Origin of the sequence: Paenibacillus sp. FSL H7-0323 (assembly GCF_038002725.1) — a bacterium.
Classification (GTDB): Bacteria; Bacillota; Bacilli; order Paenibacillales; family Paenibacillaceae; genus Paenibacillus_AQ; species Paenibacillus_AQ odorifer.
Map to the genome: position 1 here is coordinate 2,245,328 of NZ_JBBODB010000001.1, position 16,693 is coordinate 2,262,020.

Consider the following 16,693-nt stretch of genomic DNA (forward strand, 5'->3'; position numbering starts at 1 on the left):
CTTGTAAGTTATGTTAATACACCAGTTCAGGGTAGAGATAACCAATACAGAATATCAAGATGACATAAGCTGTGGATCCGGATAAAAAGTACCAGTCGGACCGCTTCATTTTCAAATAAGATAACTTGATCTTCTTCACTTTCTTATTATTAAGGCCGTAGCTAAATCCCCGAGTCTCAAGTGCTTCAATCGTTGTTCGAGAACGTTTAGCTGTGTTCAACATGAGCGGGTAAAATGCCAGAATGACGATTCGCAAATAATACGTTATTGTTCGCCAGTAGAAAATTCCATGTTGAAGCGGTCGTTGCCCTCTCAATCTAAAGGAAAGTAGGATCTGATGGAATTCCTCTAGTAAAGTAGGCAAAATACGATAGCCATAAGATAAGCTGAATGCAAAAGTATCAGGGATTCCTAAGGACAGTAAGCCGTCACTAAGTCGTTCCGGATCAAGACTAGAGAAAACCGTAATACTCGCCAGCGAAATCACCGAAAGCTTAAGCGTCAGTGTCAGCATAGGCAGCAAGGATTCAATCCCCCCGCCGAAAAAGAGCGACAATATAAACATCCAGCCAATCTGGCTGATTAAGCCGAGACATAATATAAAAATAATATAGGGGCTGACCCGGGAGAGGACGGTTGTTAAAACCATAAGCGCGAACATCCCTAACAGGATTGTCCGGTTATGTACAAACCAAGGCACGATGGCAAAAAAGAGATACCAGAGCAGCAGGGTTCGCGGGTCCAGCCTGCCCAGAAAAGTGCTGCTGCTGTTATATGCGGTCCCGAGCAACTCCAATTTGATTTGTTCTACAGATATACGGTCAAGTGCCCGTTTAACGGCTTCCATGGATTGCAGCTACCTCCTTCTTTTCCACTAAACTCACAAACTCTTCTAAGCTACTGCAAATTCTAGGGAGACCGAGCATACGACTTAGCTCCATCAATTGGGTCTGAGCCAGACCCGCACGCCGTAAAAGAAGGCCGTCAGCGAAAATTTCATCCTTCGTCCCATCCGCAATTACCCGCCCTTGATGCATTACAATTATTCTGCTGGCCCATTCAGAGACAAGCTGCATATCATGAGTTGCGATGACGACCGTCTTCACATGATTACGAAGCGTCTCCAGCACATGTACCATTTCTTGTTTGGTCGAAATGTCCAGATTAGCTGTCGGTTCATCAAGCAACATGATAGCAGGCCTAACCGCGGCACCAATCGCCAAGGATACCCGGCGCTGCTGCCCTCCACTTAGCAGTCGGGCATCCCGTTCAGCCAGCTCGCTTAAGCGAAATGCCTTTAGCATCTCATCCACTCTTCCATCCGTATCTGGTAGTTTCCGCGCCTTCAGATAATAAGCAATTTCCTTACGCACAGAATCCTCGATAAACATTTCCTCCGGATTCTGGAATACGTAAGCTACCGTACCGGAGAGACGTTCAGGCGGTAGCCCGTTCACCGTCATTTCTTTAACCTTTACGGTTCCAGCTGTAGGTCTGACAATACCAGCAATCAGCTTCATTAATGAAGATTTACCTGCTCCGTTGTTGCCAATAAGAGCAATGGACTCTTCCTGCCCCAGTTCTAGCTGAATTCCATTCAGTACAGGATGCAGCACCTTATGAATCGTACGGTAAGAGAGGTGAACATTCTCCAGCTGAACGATAGAATTTTCTTCTTTTGCAGCTATGGGGAGCTGCTCTTGCATACGTCCGATTGGAAGTGTCTCCTTGGCATCCTGACGAAGCGTCATGCGGGTACTGCCTTCCTCAGCATTTAAGGGAAGCAGCTTTGGCTTCTGATCATCAGGCTGTAGCAGCCAAGCCGCCCGGGTCACATCCGGTGGGTATATGCCCAGCTCTAGCAATTCTTGTACAGATGACAAAGCTTCACGCACAGGCTTCTGCCAGCACATTTTACCCTGATCCATCAGGACAACATTTTTGCAATAATCCGCAATAAATTCCGCATGATGCTCAATCACTACAATGGTCTTTCCATGCTCCTCATTCAAACGCTGCAAAATATCATAGATATGACGGGCATGCTGCGGATCCAGCTGGGCTACGGGTTCGTCGATCACCAGAATTTCCGGATCCATAGCTAGGGCTCCGGCCAGAGCGAGCAGATGTTTTTGCCCACCACTTAACTGCCAAATAAATTCATGCCTCAAGTCACTAAGTCCGGTTAACGCCAGCGCACGCTCTCCCCGTTCCTTGTAATCCGTAAACCCATAATTTAGAGGTGTAAAAGACACATCATCAAGCACAGTCGGTCGTACCAATTGATTCTCGAAATCCTGATAAACATAACCGATACGTTTGGACAGCTCTGCTACACTTTTTCCATCCGCAGATTGGCCGCAAACTGTCACCTCTCCACTGAAATCACCAGTGTAATAATGAGGAATTAAGCCGTTAAAGCATTTGCAGAGAGTAGATTTCCCGGAGCCATTACTGCCGATGATCGCAATAAAATCTCCTTCTCCCAGTCGTAAGTCTACGTCTTGCAGTACTGGTTGTTCAGCTCCCGGATACGTAAAGTTAATTTTGTTCAATTCAAGAATTGTATTACGCATCTGCTTGACCCGCTTCCTGTCTTTTTCGTGCCGAACGCCGAAGCAGTGCAATAATCGCCGTTGCCGCTACTACAGCCGCCACCAACATACTGAGCCAAATCAAGGTCTTTTCATTCGATTCCGCCCCTGCAAGCTCAAAATCACCGAAGTTCCAGCCCGATTCCGATAACAATTCCGAACCCACTGCTACCATCACTAGAAAGGTTCCGGCAATGACCAGCTTAGGAGATAGCCACGCTCCTGTTGCATATTTCATATTCCGCTCACGTGGCTTCATGCCGAGCAAAGGTTCAATTTTTCCATATAAACGCGGAACCAGATACATGGTAGGAATCAGCGCGAACAAAATGCCGGAGAAAAGGACATCATTCAGGAACCCTACTCCCTCAATTACAACGATACTTTCTGCCAGCCCTTTAACAGCCTCTAGCTCTTCTACCCCTACCCATACCTTCACAATATCTATAACGGAGCTAAAAAACTGGTGAATCGCCACGCCGGTAATCGCAGCCACTCCAACTTGTCTTCGATTTTTCGGATCAGACACCATGCGGCCTGCGGTATACATCGCCAGTGAGAAGGTAATGAATTTCTCTAGCTCCCCTAAACCTCCAAATTGGCCTAACATCAATTCCCCGAAGATTACCTCACCAACAGCTGCTCCGACCGCCGCATATAAGGGGTGAAACAACATACATAATGTCAAAGGAATGAAGGCGAAATATTCAATGGATAATTCAATCGGGCCCAGTTTGATCCCAGGCACTAGCTCGGTAAACATATTGGACAACCCGTAAAGCGACATCGACAGTACAAAAATCATCATTTTTTGTGACTGAGTCAGTGTGTAACGCGTTTTTATCGTGCTCATGAAATATTTGGCCTCCCAATAAGAATTTATCTTCATTATAAGAAGGCCATGTCATCACAGCTTTTTTCATTTGTTAAATGAGAGTAATATTTTTTTCAATATTTTTAACGTTGTAAAAATATTTACAACATATTCACACGTTATATTCTATCTATCGCATCATCATAGGAGGATTGAGAGATTGTATAAAGATTGGAACCACCGCGCTTTTTCGCCTAATCAACGGATAATTGCCGACTTTATTCAAAAAAATGAGCAACGTGTGGTCTACATGACCGAACAAGAAATGGCAGACGAGCTGCATTTGAGCATCGCCTCCGTTTCACGGTTCTGGAAAGCTGCGGGATACAAACATGCCAAAGATTTTAAAAACCGGCTCCGTTTCCGCTTTGAATCCACACCTTCTGTAAAAATGCGTGATGCCATGCAGCGATCAGACGATACCTCACTCCCTCAACTGCTGCTGGACAATTGCTCACATCATTTGCAAGAAACACGCCGCTATTTAAGCGACGATGTACTAAAGCGTGCAGTAGATGCAATATCTACAGCTCGGATTATTTATGTATACAGCCCTGGACCTTGCGCCGGATTAGCAGAGCTAATGATCTATCGAATGGCGCGTTTTGGTCTTCAAATGAAAAAAATGGCCCCCAGCGGCCATGAGCTGCTAGAGACCTTAATGCATGCTGACAAACAAGATGTCTTGCTTGTCTTTGGATTTGTGCAAATACTGCCTGAGATTGAAGTCATACTGAACCATGCACGTGAAGCAAATTACCAGGTCATCCTGATCACAGATAGACTTGTCTACCCGCGATCCCAAGATGCAGATATCGTGCTTTATGCGGGGAGAGGTGAGGTTTGGGAGTTCCATTCCATGGTTGGCCCCACCTATATTATTGAGAATCTGATCCTTGGAGTGGGATTAGCGAATAGGGACAGTAGTCTAAGCAAGCTGGATAAATTGCAGCAATTGCGCGCGCAGTATGGGGGGAAGCTCCCACGGAGTTAGGTTTAGATTTGACTGCAAGGATAAGGGGAATTTAATTCATTCCTAAAGCTTCTTTAATTTGTGGGATAGATAAACCGTTTGCTTTCATTTCTTTGATCCAAAGAATGCGCGCGACGGTTTCTTCTCTTTTATATCTGCGTGTTAAATTCTCCTCTGCCTGTTCAAAGGGCAGCATGCCTTCTTCTGTATAATGTTTGAGTGTACTATAACGAGCATTTGTGATTCTTACTAATTCCCCTATCGATACATATTCTGACGCCATAATATTCTCCATGGATCGTTGTCTAGACATTGATAACCAACTCCTTTACAGCGGGCGCTTCGGAATAAGACGCACACCTTGAATTGGCACTTTCATCATTACAAAATGTGGGATCGCATCGTAGTAGCAAATTATCAATTTTAAGAGTCGCAATCGATCCTCTCTCCAGCACCTTAACTTCATGTCCATAGGACATTAATCTTGTAATAACTGCGTCTAACCTTTGATTAGAATTATCAAACCAGGACTCTGTTTCTATAAAGACAGCTCGTGATCGCTCTAGGGCAGGGAAGATAAGATTGAGACTACTGCCGATAAAGGTCTTCGCAAACTTTGTCTTCAATGCTAAAAAACGTTTGATACCTAACTCAACTCCCTGGCGAATTTGTATAGGAAACAGCGCCTTTGCCCATAAGTTACTTTGGTATAGATCATGTAATTTGATATTCACCTCTTCTAATTCGTTCAGCGAGAAGAAATCATGCATACATCCACATTCACGAAGTAGCCATAGCATACAAATGACCTGATCTGTTACTGGGCCCTCTTCCAAAATCTCTGCCCGCATATTCTCTGTAATGCTCGTGTACGCCTCCATATTACTGCGATAGGCTCTAATTTCAACTTCAGCAGAATCAAAATACATGTCGCTCCCTATCAGGCTTGGTATATCTTCAAGCAAATTCATTGCTTGAAGATAATCTGAAATCGCGGTTTCGAACTTTTTTAATTGATGGTTAGACTTCCTCGAAGCCTTCTTTAACCACCAATTTAGATCACCCTTCACCTCAGCACTATTATGAAGTAAGGATTGTAGAACAGTTTCTCTATAGAGTGTTGAATGAGATTGATCAAGTGCTTCCATGTGCAAAGTTAACTTGTTCTCAGATTGTGTGAAACATCCCTCTAAGTAAAGCTCCAATATAACCGCTGCTGCCATGCAGCGCAAAGACACTTTCTTGACAGTAGTCATCTGAAGACTTCTCTGTGCATTAAGCGCGATCAATGAAAAACTTGGTGCTAATTTAAGATCCATCATAACCATCCACCCCTATCCATTAATTCCTATTAACAGGATGATATTTATTCCGTATGGTGAGCGTTTGACTAACTTACTACTTACTACTTACTACTTATCACTTACAATACACCATCTTTACAATAATTGTCAATGGTCTGGAATAACGTAAAGAAGGCCCTGCCCTTAATGGTCAAGCCCCGATTTTACAGACACCAAAAAAAGACTCTAGGCTATAAGCTGCTTCCGGTAATCAACCAGGGTATCTTAGAAACAGGAGGATCAGTTCTAACGGGAATTTATGCAGCCAATGAAGCAATTGGAGCATCCGGCTGGTCACAAAAAAGAAGTCGCCTTGTAAAGCTAAATAAAGAAGGCTGGCCATGTGAGCCTGCCTTCTTTATTCACTCAGATCAATAAGTAATTTGGTTAACTCTAGATTTTCAACCTTGTCTTCTTTGACGACAAAGGCAAGGGAAGGATGATAGAATCCTTCGTCAAGCTTGATAACGTTCACCCAATAGTTAACAACACCATCTACTTTCTTTTCGCTGCGGGATGCCTCAGGGATAGCTGCAATGATATCCTTTTCACTGCTTCTGATACCGATATTTTTATCCGTCCTAAGCGAAGAAAGAGAGTTAATCGGTATATCAACTACGTCTCCGACTGGCTTAGTTTCTCACTACGGTAAAACTGATCGTCAAATTATCTTTTTCATATAACCAGCGCATGTTAAGAGGTTCCCCCACTTCCGTCATCCGTTTCGAATGAATTCCCGCTCCGCTTTTTTCAAATGCTTTAATGAATTTTCGAAAGAATATGGAAACTTAGTCCTAAGTTTAGAGAGTTTTTCAACCTCTCCCATAGCGATAGCTTCCTTAATAGCAGGAACCAACTTCGCTTGAATAATGCCCCAACTTTCTGCCTGAAGAAGTTCGTCTATCAACATATGCGGTTTGGAATGATATTGTTCAATTTTTGTTCTCCTCTTCTCGATTTCTACCCTCTAATAGCTCTATCTTTATTTTTTCAAGACATAGCTTCTCCCTTAGAGTGTATAAGTTCATCCTTATGTTCTAATACTTCTATTATCATAGCAGCCCCCGTTCTGAATCCGAGAGTATAGGCGGAAGCGGATGAGATAGAGTTCTGCATGCCACTCAGATCCAAGGCTTGTTCAATCATAGTAAAGTTTCTATAGATAACTTTGCTTTTAGGATGTCCATAAACTCTGAGATTAGCTTGGAGTTCTGTATATACTCGGGATCGCGTAAACACAAAAGTTCACTTGGACAGATTTTCCCGTAATATAAATCCTCCAAAAGACTCACCAGTCATCCCTCCCAAATCATCTCTTCAATCATCTTAGCGAATTTATCGCTAAAAATCAATAGCGAATAATTCGCTAAGATATGCTTGCCTTGGAGGTGTTTAGTATGTATCAACGTATCCGAGATTTGCGTGAAGATAAAGATTTAACTCAAACCCAAATGGCAGAGTTTTTGCAATGCAGCCAGAGGATTTATAGTAATTATGAACGCGGTGATGTTGATATTCCCACGGCCATTCTGATTAAGCTAGCAGATTATCATAAGACGAGTACTGACTATTTACTAAACAGAACGAACCAAAAAACTCCTTACTCTAAAAGTTAAATTAAAAGAATGAGTAGATATCGCAGTTTTCAAAGAATTTCATTCTTATGCTGATGAGCATTGTACACAGGAATCCGTGATTTACGCGAAGACAAAGATCTGACACAGCAACAAATAGAGGAGCTTTTACATATTACACAAGCCACCTACTCCCGCTATGAAAATGGAAATTTGGATGTTCCGAGCGCCGTTTTAATTACGCTAGCTAATTTCTATAAAGTAAGCATCGACTATATTTTAGGTCAGACAGATAATTCTAAATGCTTTCCCAACAAAAAATAATCCACAGCACAAACAAGCTCCTGTGATAATCACAGGAGCTGTTCACGTTTAGGCTAAAAATAGCCTGAAATTAGGGGATTCTCTTAGATACGCTCAGGCCAGCAAGGTACGGGCTACCTGATCCACAATGTAATTGATACCTGTCGGTCCGTAGCAGCCGATCCATGTAGCGGCATCTACCGGGTATATATACGGCCGCTCATCGGAATCCAACATCCCTCGGACGCTTTGCTCTGTCGCAGATATCCCCTCCTGCATCATCTCGTTACTAAGTAAAAAATAATGGCTGGCATGCACAGCCGGCAGTCTATCAACTGTAATATGATAAGCCGTGTCGGAAGTGTCTGCGACAAATAGAGGAGCTGGCAGACCAAGATCCCGGTACAGCACGGCACCTGTGCGATGGGAGGCAGTATGCACCCGTACCAGCGACTCACGCGGACGGATCAAGGCCACGCTCTGACCCGCCAGCGCCGTTGCAAGCTGCTCAGACAGCAATGCTGTTCGGCGCAGGTAATCCGCAATAATACGCTCCACCTCTGTCCGCTTGTCCGTCAATTCACCGAACAGGCCCAGAATCGTCTGCCAGCTCTCATTCCGTTGAAACATTAGGGTTGGCGCAATCCGGCTTAACCGTTCATAATGCTGAGCATGCACCTCAGTACAGACAATCAAATCCGGCCGCAGCCGTTCAACAGCTTGCAGGTCCGGGTACTCATAAGTTCCGAGCATTTCCGTTGTCTTAAGCCTTTCCCTGATATATTGGGGGAATCTTAACGCTGCACTGCCCGTTCCTACACTCCCTGCCGGGGATATCCCAAGCGCAAGCAAATGGTCTGCATATTGAACGTCGAGTACGGCGATACGCCTCGGAGAAGCGGTGACGCAATATTCGCCTCGCATATGACAAATTACCGGGCCTTGCAGCGACTCGTACGATGAGGCCAGGCGATCCGGCAGCCCAGAATATGCTGAGAGAGCACGGATCCCTGAAGCGGCAGTGCGCCTGTAGATCTGCGGGGGAACTCCATGATATTTCTTAAATGCCCTGCTAAAGTAATACATGTCGCGATAGCCCGTTTTTTCTGCAATTTCGCCGATGGGAGCATCCGTATGACGCAACATCCGCTCGGCACTCTCCATCCGCAGCTGGATTACATATTCCATCGGTCCTAGTAACTTCTCCTGTTTGAATCGCCGCTGTAACTGTCTTGTACTGCATCCGGCAAGCGCTGCCAGCTCCTTAAGCTCCAGCTCCTGACGATAATGCCCCGCTATATAGGCAGCGACAACATCCACCATATCCGCCTCTGTGCCTTTCTGACCACATTCATACTCCATAATAAGCTCGTAAAGCATTCCTTGCAGTAGCGCATTCGCATGGAAACGCTCCAGCCCTTCGCCCCGGCTCCATTTGGCTTCGATTTGTTCCGCAGTCTGATGCAGTTCAGCCAGGAGCACAGGACGGTGAACAAATGAAGTTCGTAATGGGTGATTGCGCTGCGGAAACAGAACATGGGCAGCCCCCAACATTGGAAAAGCCTTGTACATAATAACGGTATAATGAATGGTTTCTGATCCAGCAGTCAAAGTAAATGCTGATCCCTTGACTGCGTGACAAGCGAAATAGGCCTGGATATGGCAAATTTCGCCATTCATCACAAGCCTACCTTCCCCGCCGCCTGCCAGCAGCAACACATTGGCTGTTAATCCGGTTTCGCTCATAACGCCGCCGGGTGGCAAAGTACCGCTACGCACATCAAGCATCTTGATCGTTGTATCACTCCATAAACTTGCCTGTTCTTTCAGCGGCATTTCTCTCATCTCCTGACAATAGCATCCTCTGTTAAACGGGCGCACTCGAATAGGATTACATACTTTAGTGAAAGCGCGTCCGCAACATAAGTGAGTGCGTTGCTGTTGTCATTTTAATTGAGATTCATTCTCATTGTCAATTTTCGGACATTTCCCGCAATATTCCGCCGACATCCTGTAATAAAAACAGCAGGTGATACGTTTCTTTTTTGCATCCGGAGCTAGGTCATTGTTCTCTGTGAACCGGGTAAACGGATTGCGTCTTGCGCCGAACAATTGTCCGGGAGCTATCCGGGTCAGGAAGGCAAAATCTGCTTGTATTTGTTGCCTTTCTTGCCCTAATTCACCTGTTCCAGGAGAATACAGCGGAGCAATACGTACCATAATATTCTCCCAAAGTACTGCCATGGAGACGGGACCAATTGCAGCAAGCGTATGCAGCAGCGGCGCAAGACGTACCGCGAAAATTTCCTCTACGATCTCTTCTCGCCACGCTTCCCTGTCTTCCGGTGCCGCCGTCGCTCGAAGCCCGTTCAGCGCAAGGAAAGGAAAACGCGTATCCCCTTTAAAAGCTGGGGAAGCCGGATGATAGAGGAAGCAGTTCTCCAGCGGGATGGAGACTTCCCGGTTATGAAGGGTCATAGCGGTCAGCATCGGCGCGATCCACAGATAACCGATCCGCTTGGCCAGCATGGAAGCGGCAACCTGCATATCAGGCGCACCGATATAACCCTTAAGCCAGCTTACATACTCGCGGCATGCAGCTTCTTCGTGCAACTGGCTAAGGGCAATTGTCCGAACGTTGCCTTCAGGCGGTTCACCTACCCACAGACGGTATTCCTCCGCCATTTGCTTCCAGGTGGCAGACGACAGATAGTTATCCATTTTAATGCGATCCCAACAGCGCTTCCGCGGTTTGATCTACAATAATGTTGAGGGCAATTGGCCCATAATAAGCGATCCATAACGTTGAATTCACATTGTATACACGGTTATTTTTAACGGCATCATGAGATTTCCAGACCGGACTGTTCGCCATTGCCTCTGCCTCTTTGGCAAACAATTCATCCGATAACAGGAAATAGTGATCTGCTCCGATATCAGCGATGGTCTCCATCGAAATTTCAACGGAGGTATCATCTTTGATCTCCTGAACGAATGCAGGGATATTCAATCCCAAATCCTCATAAAGAATGCTTCCGGTCCGATGTTCGGGACTGTGTACGCGAATACCTTCCGGTCTTGGGCGAATCAGAGCTACCGTTTCGTCGCCCAGCTTCGCCGATAGCTGCTCCCGCAGTCCAACGATTTTGTCCTCGTAGGCTTGACGCACTACCTTCGCCTCCGCCTGCTTGCCCGTTATCATACCGATGGTAGCCGATGTATCCCGCCAATCTTCATAGAAGTCGAGTACTATTGTGGGCGCTATTTTACTGACGCTGTCATACACCTGCTCCTGAAAGTCGGTCATCAATATAAGATCCGGATTCATCGCTACAATAGCTTCAAGATTGGGCTCATCGCGTGTGCCCAGGACCTTCACATCACCCAATTGTTCACTTAAATATTCTGGAAACTTTGCATCTTTCGCTCCAGCCACAACGCTGCCTGCCGGATGCTCGCCTATCGCTAACAATTGATCGACGAATTTCACATCAAGCGCGGCGATGACCTTCGGCTTCTCAGTCAGCGTATATTCACCCTTCATATGCGAGATGGTAACCGGGAAGGCTGTAGTCTGAGCCTGTGTCTCAGATGTAGGTGACGGCTCGGCTGAAGCAGATGGCAGTGCGGCAGTGCCCGCATTTGCTCCACCTCCAGTACCGCAAGCCGTTAACACAAGTACCAGTGCCATCATCCATATCATTAATAGTCCTGCTTTTTGGGCAGCATCTACCTTTCTACTGGTTGCTTGCCTCTTCTTTGTTCTTTTCATGCTGACTCCCCCTTATGTATGATAATGATTTTCATTATCAGATCAATAAAGCGAGTATAATCTATCTTCATACTCTATTTCCATGTACTTTTGCGACATTGCAGCCGGATTAATGCGACATTGCACACCATAGGAACGGCTCAGGAGAATCGCGACTGACTACAAAAATTCCACAGAAGCACCTAAATCCCTAATTTTAACAAAAATTTCTTTGCTCCTGTTCTGAAAATAGCCAACACAGTCGATGGTAATCTCGCTCAATTCAAGCTTTTCCTTCTCCAGAAACTGATCATCGAGCAATCTGGCTACTTCAGAAATGGTTCTTCCATTGCACTCCCTGCTTCTTCCCAAAATGAAAAAAGGTATCTTTGTATTACACAAAGATACCTTTTTTCATTAAAAGCTTACGGCTCAATCCCCCACACAAGCTGACCATTCATATACCCGGTGACCTGTTCATTGTTGATGAACTGACTGCTGGATGCCTTGAACGAATAATCATTAGCCTGGTTGTAATTGGACCAGTCGGTTTTGGAGAAACGGGTTTGAATTTCTGCGCTCTGACCTGGATTAAGTGTTCCAGCCGAACTCGTGAAACCAATTTCCAAAACATAATCGGCACTGGCAACAGGAGTCGCCAGCTTAACGAAATTGCCGGTTACATTCGCATTTCCGATGCTGGCCCAGTCGATCCAGAAACTCTGATCTTTCTCGCTATCAATCGTATAGTAATACCGGACCTTCACATCACTTAGTTGAATCGCTGAATCACCGGTATTGACTACTTTGATTTTGGGTGAAATCCCGTTGGTGGAGGCACTTGTGTTGCCATTAAAAGCTTGGACCGTCAAATCTCCAGTGGGTACTGGAACACTGCTATCCGCTACGTTCACTGTAAGAACAGCATTATTTCCTCCATTAAAATGAAAGGTTAGGGTATTCTGTCCCAGCGGCAGCGTGGAAAGATAGGATTTTTTCAGAACAACAGCAGCGCTTGATGCCGTATAATCCTGACTCGCTAAAAGTGTGGAATTTCCATTTGTGATACTTGCAAGCTGGTGTCCATTTAAGGTAAGGGCTACGGAAATATCCTGGGCTAGATTCGCCGCTTTATCAAATGCAGCGCTCACGGGCGCAATGGATGCGCTTGGCGTGGAATCGACAATTTTCACTTTTAATACGGGATCTTGTCCTTTATTGAAATCAAAGATGATCGAATGCTCACCAACCGGCAGTGTCGCCAGAAATGCTTTTTTGAGCAGCAGCGTATTTCCACTCAAGGTATAATCCTGAGTCTCTATTAATGTATTTGCGCCTGCTCGGAGAGCGGTTAACGTATTGCCGTTTGAATTCACGGTGATGGCTTTGTCATTCTGATTGGAGGCATTTTTATCAAATTCGACGTTTGCAGGTGTGATAGACGCACTTGGAATTGGATTGTTAACCTTCAAATCAGGCAGCTCATCGAGCGTGATTACATAATTGCTTTGGTACAGCGTTGTTAAGGTGGCCGGATAATTAAAGGCGGAACTCATGAGATGCTCACCATACCACGGTAAGAAATAGAGCCAGCCCGATTTTTCCTCTGTCAGATTCTGAACACTTGGAACGGTGTCGTTCTCCGTCATGGCTACCATTTTCGTACCGCCGGTTAAATCAACAAGCTGATAGAAAATCGAGGTAATTGCGTCCTCATTGGGGACACCAGACAAACCGTCATAGCGGTTATAGATCGTATTGTATTTATCATAGCCTACAATATCCACCTGATCATCGCCGGGATACCATGCGGGAGAAGTGCTGTACACGTAGCTGTTGTAGGTCCAGATCAAATTGTGCAGGCCATACGTTTCTGTAAGTTCGGTATAGAGCAGATCCCATAATTGCTTGTACACCTCCGAGCCAGCGGAAGCCCACCAGAACCATGCACCTTCCCCATTCAATCCGCCGTTGCCCTCCGCCTCATGGAAGGGTCTGAAGATAACCGGCACATTGTTATTTTGCAGAATCTGCAGTTGCTCCGCCAAATCCTCAATAGCCAGTTGTACATATTGGTATTCTTTCGTACCTGGAACTACCGCATTAGCAGTATTAAAATTGGTTTCTGTCGGCTTATAGGTGGCTTTCTTCCAATCCACAAATTCCCCGAGCTGATAGGCGGTGAAATCTTTGGGTACAGTGATATGCCAGCTATTTGTCGCAATCCCGCCCCGGTTATTCACCCAATCGATCATCCGGGCGGTTGTACCATCCTCCCAGCCGTAAAGCGGATTGTAATTCATCAAATCAAATCCGCGGATGGCCGGATACTTTCCGGTCAAATTGTGAATCCAATCAAACTCCAGCTCGGAATTGCCGTCATTTCCGCCTCCGTAAATCTCCTGCTGGCCGGAGATCATATGATTGCCGTAAACCTCCGTTAAATAATTCATCAGAAGCTGAGTTTCCGGAGTCGCTTGAGTATCGCTAAGGACAGGTTGCACATCCAGGGGATCAAGATCGGCATAATCCACAGTGAAGGTATCAAAATAAGCGAAACCCCAGCCAGCCTTCAGTTGAATAGTGTTGCTGCCTTGATTCAGCTTGTGATAGCCAAAATCGAAATTCGACCATGTGGTCGTATAGGGCAACATATACGACCCCTTCGTAACGCCGTTAACGGCTAAAGATTGAAGCCTGCCGTCAGCACTGAGCTCCTGCATATAACGTGTGGAGATCGTATACATGCCAGTTTCCGGAACAGTCACTGTGAAGGAAATTGTACCGGAATTCTGCATCCAGACAAATCCGCTTCCAGAGTATCCGGGTTTGGGCTGTCCGTAAATTTGGGTCGTCACTTGAAGATCGGAGGTGAGCTGAGCGTTTTCGCTTTCAATTGTGAAAAGTGCGTTGTCTGCATGAACGGGCGGCGCTGTCATCAATCCAAGTAGCAGAGTAAATGCCAGCATCATTGTGATTGCCTTCTTGAGCAAATTTTTCATTTCCACCTTTCCTCCCTATGTTAAATATGGTAAATAAAAGTTCAATATACCATCTCTTGGATGCGCTTTCATAGATAAAATAGCATATATTCCATATTTTGTAAATCTATCAAATCGAGAAAATTTCCACATGCAAAAAAACTCCCACCAATTCCTTTGGCAGAAGCTTCTTACTATTGATTCACCCAAACATCCCATCAATGACAGGTACGTGTGAATCAACAACTAGCTATATCCAATAGATAAGAAGACAGGCTTGTTGTCGCGCTTGGCGATTTCAAAAGCATCTTCCGACCAAGGAAACCAGTTCACTGGGTTATGAACGTGTTGCAGCAGATATGGTGACTTTTCTTTGGCTAATCTATTGGGTCCTTTTTGAGGTGTTATAGGGCATTACTTCTTTTTGTGTTGGATTTGGGTAAAGTATTGTTTAGGGTTAGTTTGTCCAAAAAGGTGGGAGTAAGCTCAAAAAAGAAAAATACTCTAAGAAGAATAGACTAAAATAAAGGGCTTACTAACTTATGTTAAAAAATAGAAAAATTATGTTTATTTGTTGGGCCAGTCTTTTAGCCAATTCAGGGTATAATATAAAAATAAATGTCGCTCCAGAAATCACTAGCATAACTAAGTTTAGCCTATAATTCTTGTATGAATTAATATAGTCATTAATATGCCCTGTAATAGTTAGCTTTTGTTCTAATATATTTTCAATATCTAAACGAACTTTTTCAACTCTCTCTTGGACCACTAAAGGGAACTCGGTTAATACTTTATATTTTTTATGAACTAAGGATTCATCGGCATCATCAGGAAATATCTCTACTGCATTAGCTTTTTCCTTTTCCCAGTCAATTTCCCCATTTATTCGCCTAAACAATATAAAATCAGATTCAAATTCGAATCTTAACTTTAGTAATTTTTTCAAAAATCTTCTCTTCATTCTTATTTTATTCACTTTATTCCTGTATTCAGCTCCTAATGAAATGTAAAAATCATTTAATGTATTTATTATAATCAATTTAAATAATCCGGATGTTTTTTCAGAAATATCTAAAGTTACTTGATAATCAAAACTATAATACCCCTCTTGCATTGGATAATTTTCTTCATTAATAACCAATAAAATGTCATTTTTTTGGAGGTCACTGGCTCTTGAACTGACATTTGGCTCAAAAAATATAGTTTCTGTAGGAGAAAGTAACTGCCCTTTATGCCAACTTCCCCCTATAGAATCCCAGAACTCTTGATCTTCTTTTGGTTTGTTCACTAAATTAGTCTTATATAAGTTCAGGCTTGGCGGTATAATGCCATGTTTATGTAAAATAAATGGAAAAAATTTCGAAAGTTCATTATATAAGTACCATTTTGATTCAACAATTAAATCACTTAACAGTTCGCTTTTCAAAAAACTATTGTTATATCGCTTAATACTAACAGATTTTTTCGCACCGCTTACTTTTGCATTTCGAGAATAATGTTCGTAAACAACCCCTCTATCTTCTCGATAGTTTTGATTGACTATATCTACAATTTGTTTTTTTCTATTATCTGCTAAATAAATATGAATCTCAACTGCAACGTATGATGTGCTAAAGTTTATTAGTTTTAGGTCAAAGTAGTCAATATGATTACTGAGTTTTTTATTTTGAGCAAAGTCAAATCGCCCGCATTCTAACCACGCATTATTAGAAAAGAGGTTTTCATCAAATAAATTATCTATGGAGTCATTAATGTCTTTCCAAGATTGCACACCCCCCATGAATTTATGGGATGTGTTTTTTAGAATCAACCGTTTGATCCCACTTTTTAATTGCTTTATATCTTCTTTAGCTATTAGTTCGATTGTAATAATAGAAACAGGAACAAAGTAACCTTCTGGAGGAATCGAATTACTTATATCCATTCTAAATCTATTTTGTATTTGAAATATCCGATTATACCATTCCTTCTTAAGATCTCTTTTATCTTTATTGACTTCGAAGTAAGGCATTAGAAATGAATAAAATTTTGCTTTTTCATAATATATTCTCTCGATTAACTTTTCTCGCTTAATCCCATAGAACTTCATAGACAATCCCTCCCTATACTTTCAATTTAAATGTTTCAGTCATTGGATTTTCGACTCGCTTGGTAATAACCAGTTGAACATTAAATGCTATAAAGAGACTCATTCAGTATCACAATTATACTGCTAAAACATATAATTAACGATATGTGGAAGAAATTCACCCTAATAAAAAACTCCCGCCAAAATAGCAAGAGTTACAAAAATTGTGGTG

General features: G+C 43.6%; 14 protein-coding genes and 1 pseudogene. 3 read left to right on the forward strand and 12 right to left on the reverse strand.

All coding sequences use genetic code 11. From position 1 onward, the window contains the following. Positions 1-13: 13 nt before the first annotated feature. The 3 genes from MHH89_RS10235 to MHH89_RS10245 are packed head-to-tail and all read right to left on the reverse strand — an operon-like array spanning position 14 to position 3,447. Positions 14-847, reverse strand: a complete 834-nt coding sequence (locus tag MHH89_RS10235) for an energy-coupling factor transporter transmembrane component T family protein (protein ID WP_341086988.1) — start codon at positions 845-847, stop codon at positions 14-16. Further along, positions 834-2,576, reverse strand: coding sequence for an ABC transporter ATP-binding protein (locus MHH89_RS10240; RefSeq protein WP_341086989.1), 1,743 nt, complete (start codon positions 2,574-2,576; stop codon positions 834-836). Before MHH89_RS10240 ends, MHH89_RS10235 begins: the two co-directional genes overlap by 14 nt. Then, the gene (locus MHH89_RS10245) at positions 2,569-3,447 is read right to left on the reverse strand and encodes a cell division protein FtsQ (protein ID WP_076127114.1); all 879 of its coding nucleotides are present in this window, start codon (positions 3,445-3,447) and stop codon (positions 2,569-2,571) included. The genes MHH89_RS10240 and MHH89_RS10245 overlap by 8 nt, the downstream gene beginning before the upstream one ends. A gap of 181 nt (positions 3,448-3,628) precedes the next feature. On the opposite strand from MHH89_RS10245, the gene MHH89_RS10250 reads away from it, so the two are divergent. Further along, positions 3,629-4,462, forward strand: coding sequence for a MurR/RpiR family transcriptional regulator (locus MHH89_RS10250; protein ID WP_076127116.1), 834 nt, complete (start codon positions 3,629-3,631; stop codon positions 4,460-4,462). Between the two features lie 31 nt (positions 4,463-4,493). Here MHH89_RS10250 and MHH89_RS10255 read toward each other — a convergent pair whose 3' ends face one another. The 3 genes from MHH89_RS10255 to MHH89_RS31305 all read right to left on the reverse strand — a co-directional run bounded on the left by MHH89_RS10255 (position 4,494) and on the right by MHH89_RS31305 (position 7,076). Continuing rightward, positions 4,494-4,754 (reverse strand): helix-turn-helix domain-containing protein, encoded by a 261-nt coding sequence (locus MHH89_RS10255; protein ID WP_036688642.1) that lies wholly within the window; start codon positions 4,752-4,754, stop codon positions 4,494-4,496. Then, on the reverse strand, positions 4,747-5,763 hold the full coding sequence (locus MHH89_RS10260; RefSeq protein ID WP_341086990.1) for a hypothetical protein: 1,017 nt from the start codon (positions 5,761-5,763) through the stop codon (positions 4,747-4,749). Before MHH89_RS10260 ends, MHH89_RS10255 begins: the two co-directional genes overlap by 8 nt. Positions 5,764-6,926: 1,163 nt before the next feature. Beyond that, positions 6,927-7,076: a DUF6809 family protein gene (locus tag MHH89_RS31305; protein WP_445739125.1), complete on the reverse strand. Its 150-nt coding sequence runs from the start codon at positions 7,074-7,076 to the stop codon at positions 6,927-6,929. Between the two features lie 105 nt (positions 7,077-7,181). Between MHH89_RS31305 and MHH89_RS10265 the strand changes: the two genes are divergently transcribed. Continuing rightward, positions 7,182-7,400 carry a helix-turn-helix domain-containing protein gene (locus MHH89_RS10265; protein ID WP_076304586.1) on the forward strand — a complete coding sequence of 73 codons (219 nt, stop codon included), beginning with the start codon at positions 7,182-7,184 and terminating at the stop codon, positions 7,398-7,400. A 60-nt stretch (positions 7,401-7,460) separates the two neighbouring features. Next, the gene (locus tag MHH89_RS10270; protein WP_076182746.1) at positions 7,461-7,682 is read left to right on the forward strand and encodes a helix-turn-helix domain-containing protein; all 222 of its coding nucleotides are present in this window, start codon (positions 7,461-7,463) and stop codon (positions 7,680-7,682) included. A 93-nt stretch (positions 7,683-7,775) separates the two neighbouring features. Here MHH89_RS10270 and MHH89_RS10275 read toward each other — a convergent pair whose 3' ends face one another. From MHH89_RS10275 to MHH89_RS10300, 6 genes and pseudogenes are all read right to left on the reverse strand, one after another. Beyond that, positions 7,776-9,497, reverse strand: a complete 1,722-nt coding sequence (locus MHH89_RS10275) for a helix-turn-helix domain-containing protein (RefSeq protein ID WP_076304585.1) — start codon at positions 9,495-9,497, stop codon at positions 7,776-7,778. Between the two features lie 108 nt (positions 9,498-9,605). Continuing rightward, on the reverse strand, positions 9,606-10,382 hold the full coding sequence (locus tag MHH89_RS10280; protein ID WP_076304584.1) for an IucA/IucC family C-terminal-domain containing protein: 777 nt from the start codon (positions 10,380-10,382) through the stop codon (positions 9,606-9,608). A gap of 1 nt (position 10,383) precedes the next feature. Next, positions 10,384-11,433 (reverse strand): ABC transporter substrate-binding protein, encoded by a 1,050-nt coding sequence (locus MHH89_RS10285; RefSeq protein ID WP_341086993.1) that lies wholly within the window; start codon positions 11,431-11,433, stop codon positions 10,384-10,386. A 404-nt stretch (positions 11,434-11,837) separates the two neighbouring features. After that, positions 11,838-14,414: a glycosyl hydrolase gene (locus MHH89_RS10290; protein ID WP_341086995.1), complete on the reverse strand. Its 2,577-nt coding sequence runs from the start codon at positions 14,412-14,414 to the stop codon at positions 11,838-11,840. A 228-nt stretch (positions 14,415-14,642) separates the two neighbouring features. Beyond that, a pseudogene (locus tag MHH89_RS10295) lies at positions 14,643-14,801 on the reverse strand (DUF255 domain-containing protein); the annotation flags it as partial. 127 nt (positions 14,802-14,928) lie between these two features. Continuing rightward, positions 14,929-16,482, reverse strand: a complete 1,554-nt coding sequence (locus tag MHH89_RS10300; protein WP_341086997.1) for a hypothetical protein — start codon at positions 16,480-16,482, stop codon at positions 14,929-14,931. Positions 16,483-16,693 lie beyond the last annotated feature (211 nt).

Bases quoted from the DNA above. Each gene is read 5' to 3' on its own strand.
- MHH89_RS10260 (WP_341086990.1), bottom strand. From the start codon at position 5,763: ATGATGGATCTTAAATTAGCACCAAGTTTTTCATTGATCGCGCTTAAT.
- MHH89_RS10265 (WP_076304586.1), top strand. From the start codon at position 7,182: ATGTATCAACGTATCCGAGATTTGCGTGAAGATAAAGATTTAACTCAA.
- MHH89_RS10275 (WP_076304585.1), bottom strand. From the start codon at position 9,497: ATGCCGCTGAAAGAACAGGCAAGTTTATGGAGTGATACAACGATCAAG.
- MHH89_RS10245 (WP_076127114.1), bottom strand. From the start codon at position 3,447: ATGAGCACGATAAAAACGCGTTACACACTGACTCAGTCACAAAAAATG.
- MHH89_RS10300 (WP_341086997.1), bottom strand. From the start codon at position 16,482: ATGAAGTTCTATGGGATTAAGCGAGAAAAGTTAATCGAGAGAATATAT.
- MHH89_RS10285 (WP_341086993.1), bottom strand. From the start codon at position 11,433: ATGAAAAGAACAAAGAAGAGGCAAGCAACCAGTAGAAAGGTAGATGCT.
- MHH89_RS10290 (WP_341086995.1), bottom strand. From the start codon at position 14,414: ATGAAAAATTTGCTCAAGAAGGCAATCACAATGATGCTGGCATTTACT.
- MHH89_RS10240 (WP_341086989.1), bottom strand. From the start codon at position 2,576: ATGCGTAATACAATTCTTGAATTGAACAAAATTAACTTTACGTATCCG.
- MHH89_RS10280 (WP_076304584.1), bottom strand. From the start codon at position 10,382: ATGGATAACTATCTGTCGTCTGCCACCTGGAAGCAAATGGCGGAGGAA.
- MHH89_RS10255 (WP_036688642.1), bottom strand. From the start codon at position 4,754: ATGTCTAGACAACGATCCATGGAGAATATTATGGCGTCAGAATATGTA.
- MHH89_RS10235 (WP_341086988.1), bottom strand. From the start codon at position 847: ATGGAAGCCGTTAAACGGGCACTTGACCGTATATCTGTAGAACAAATC.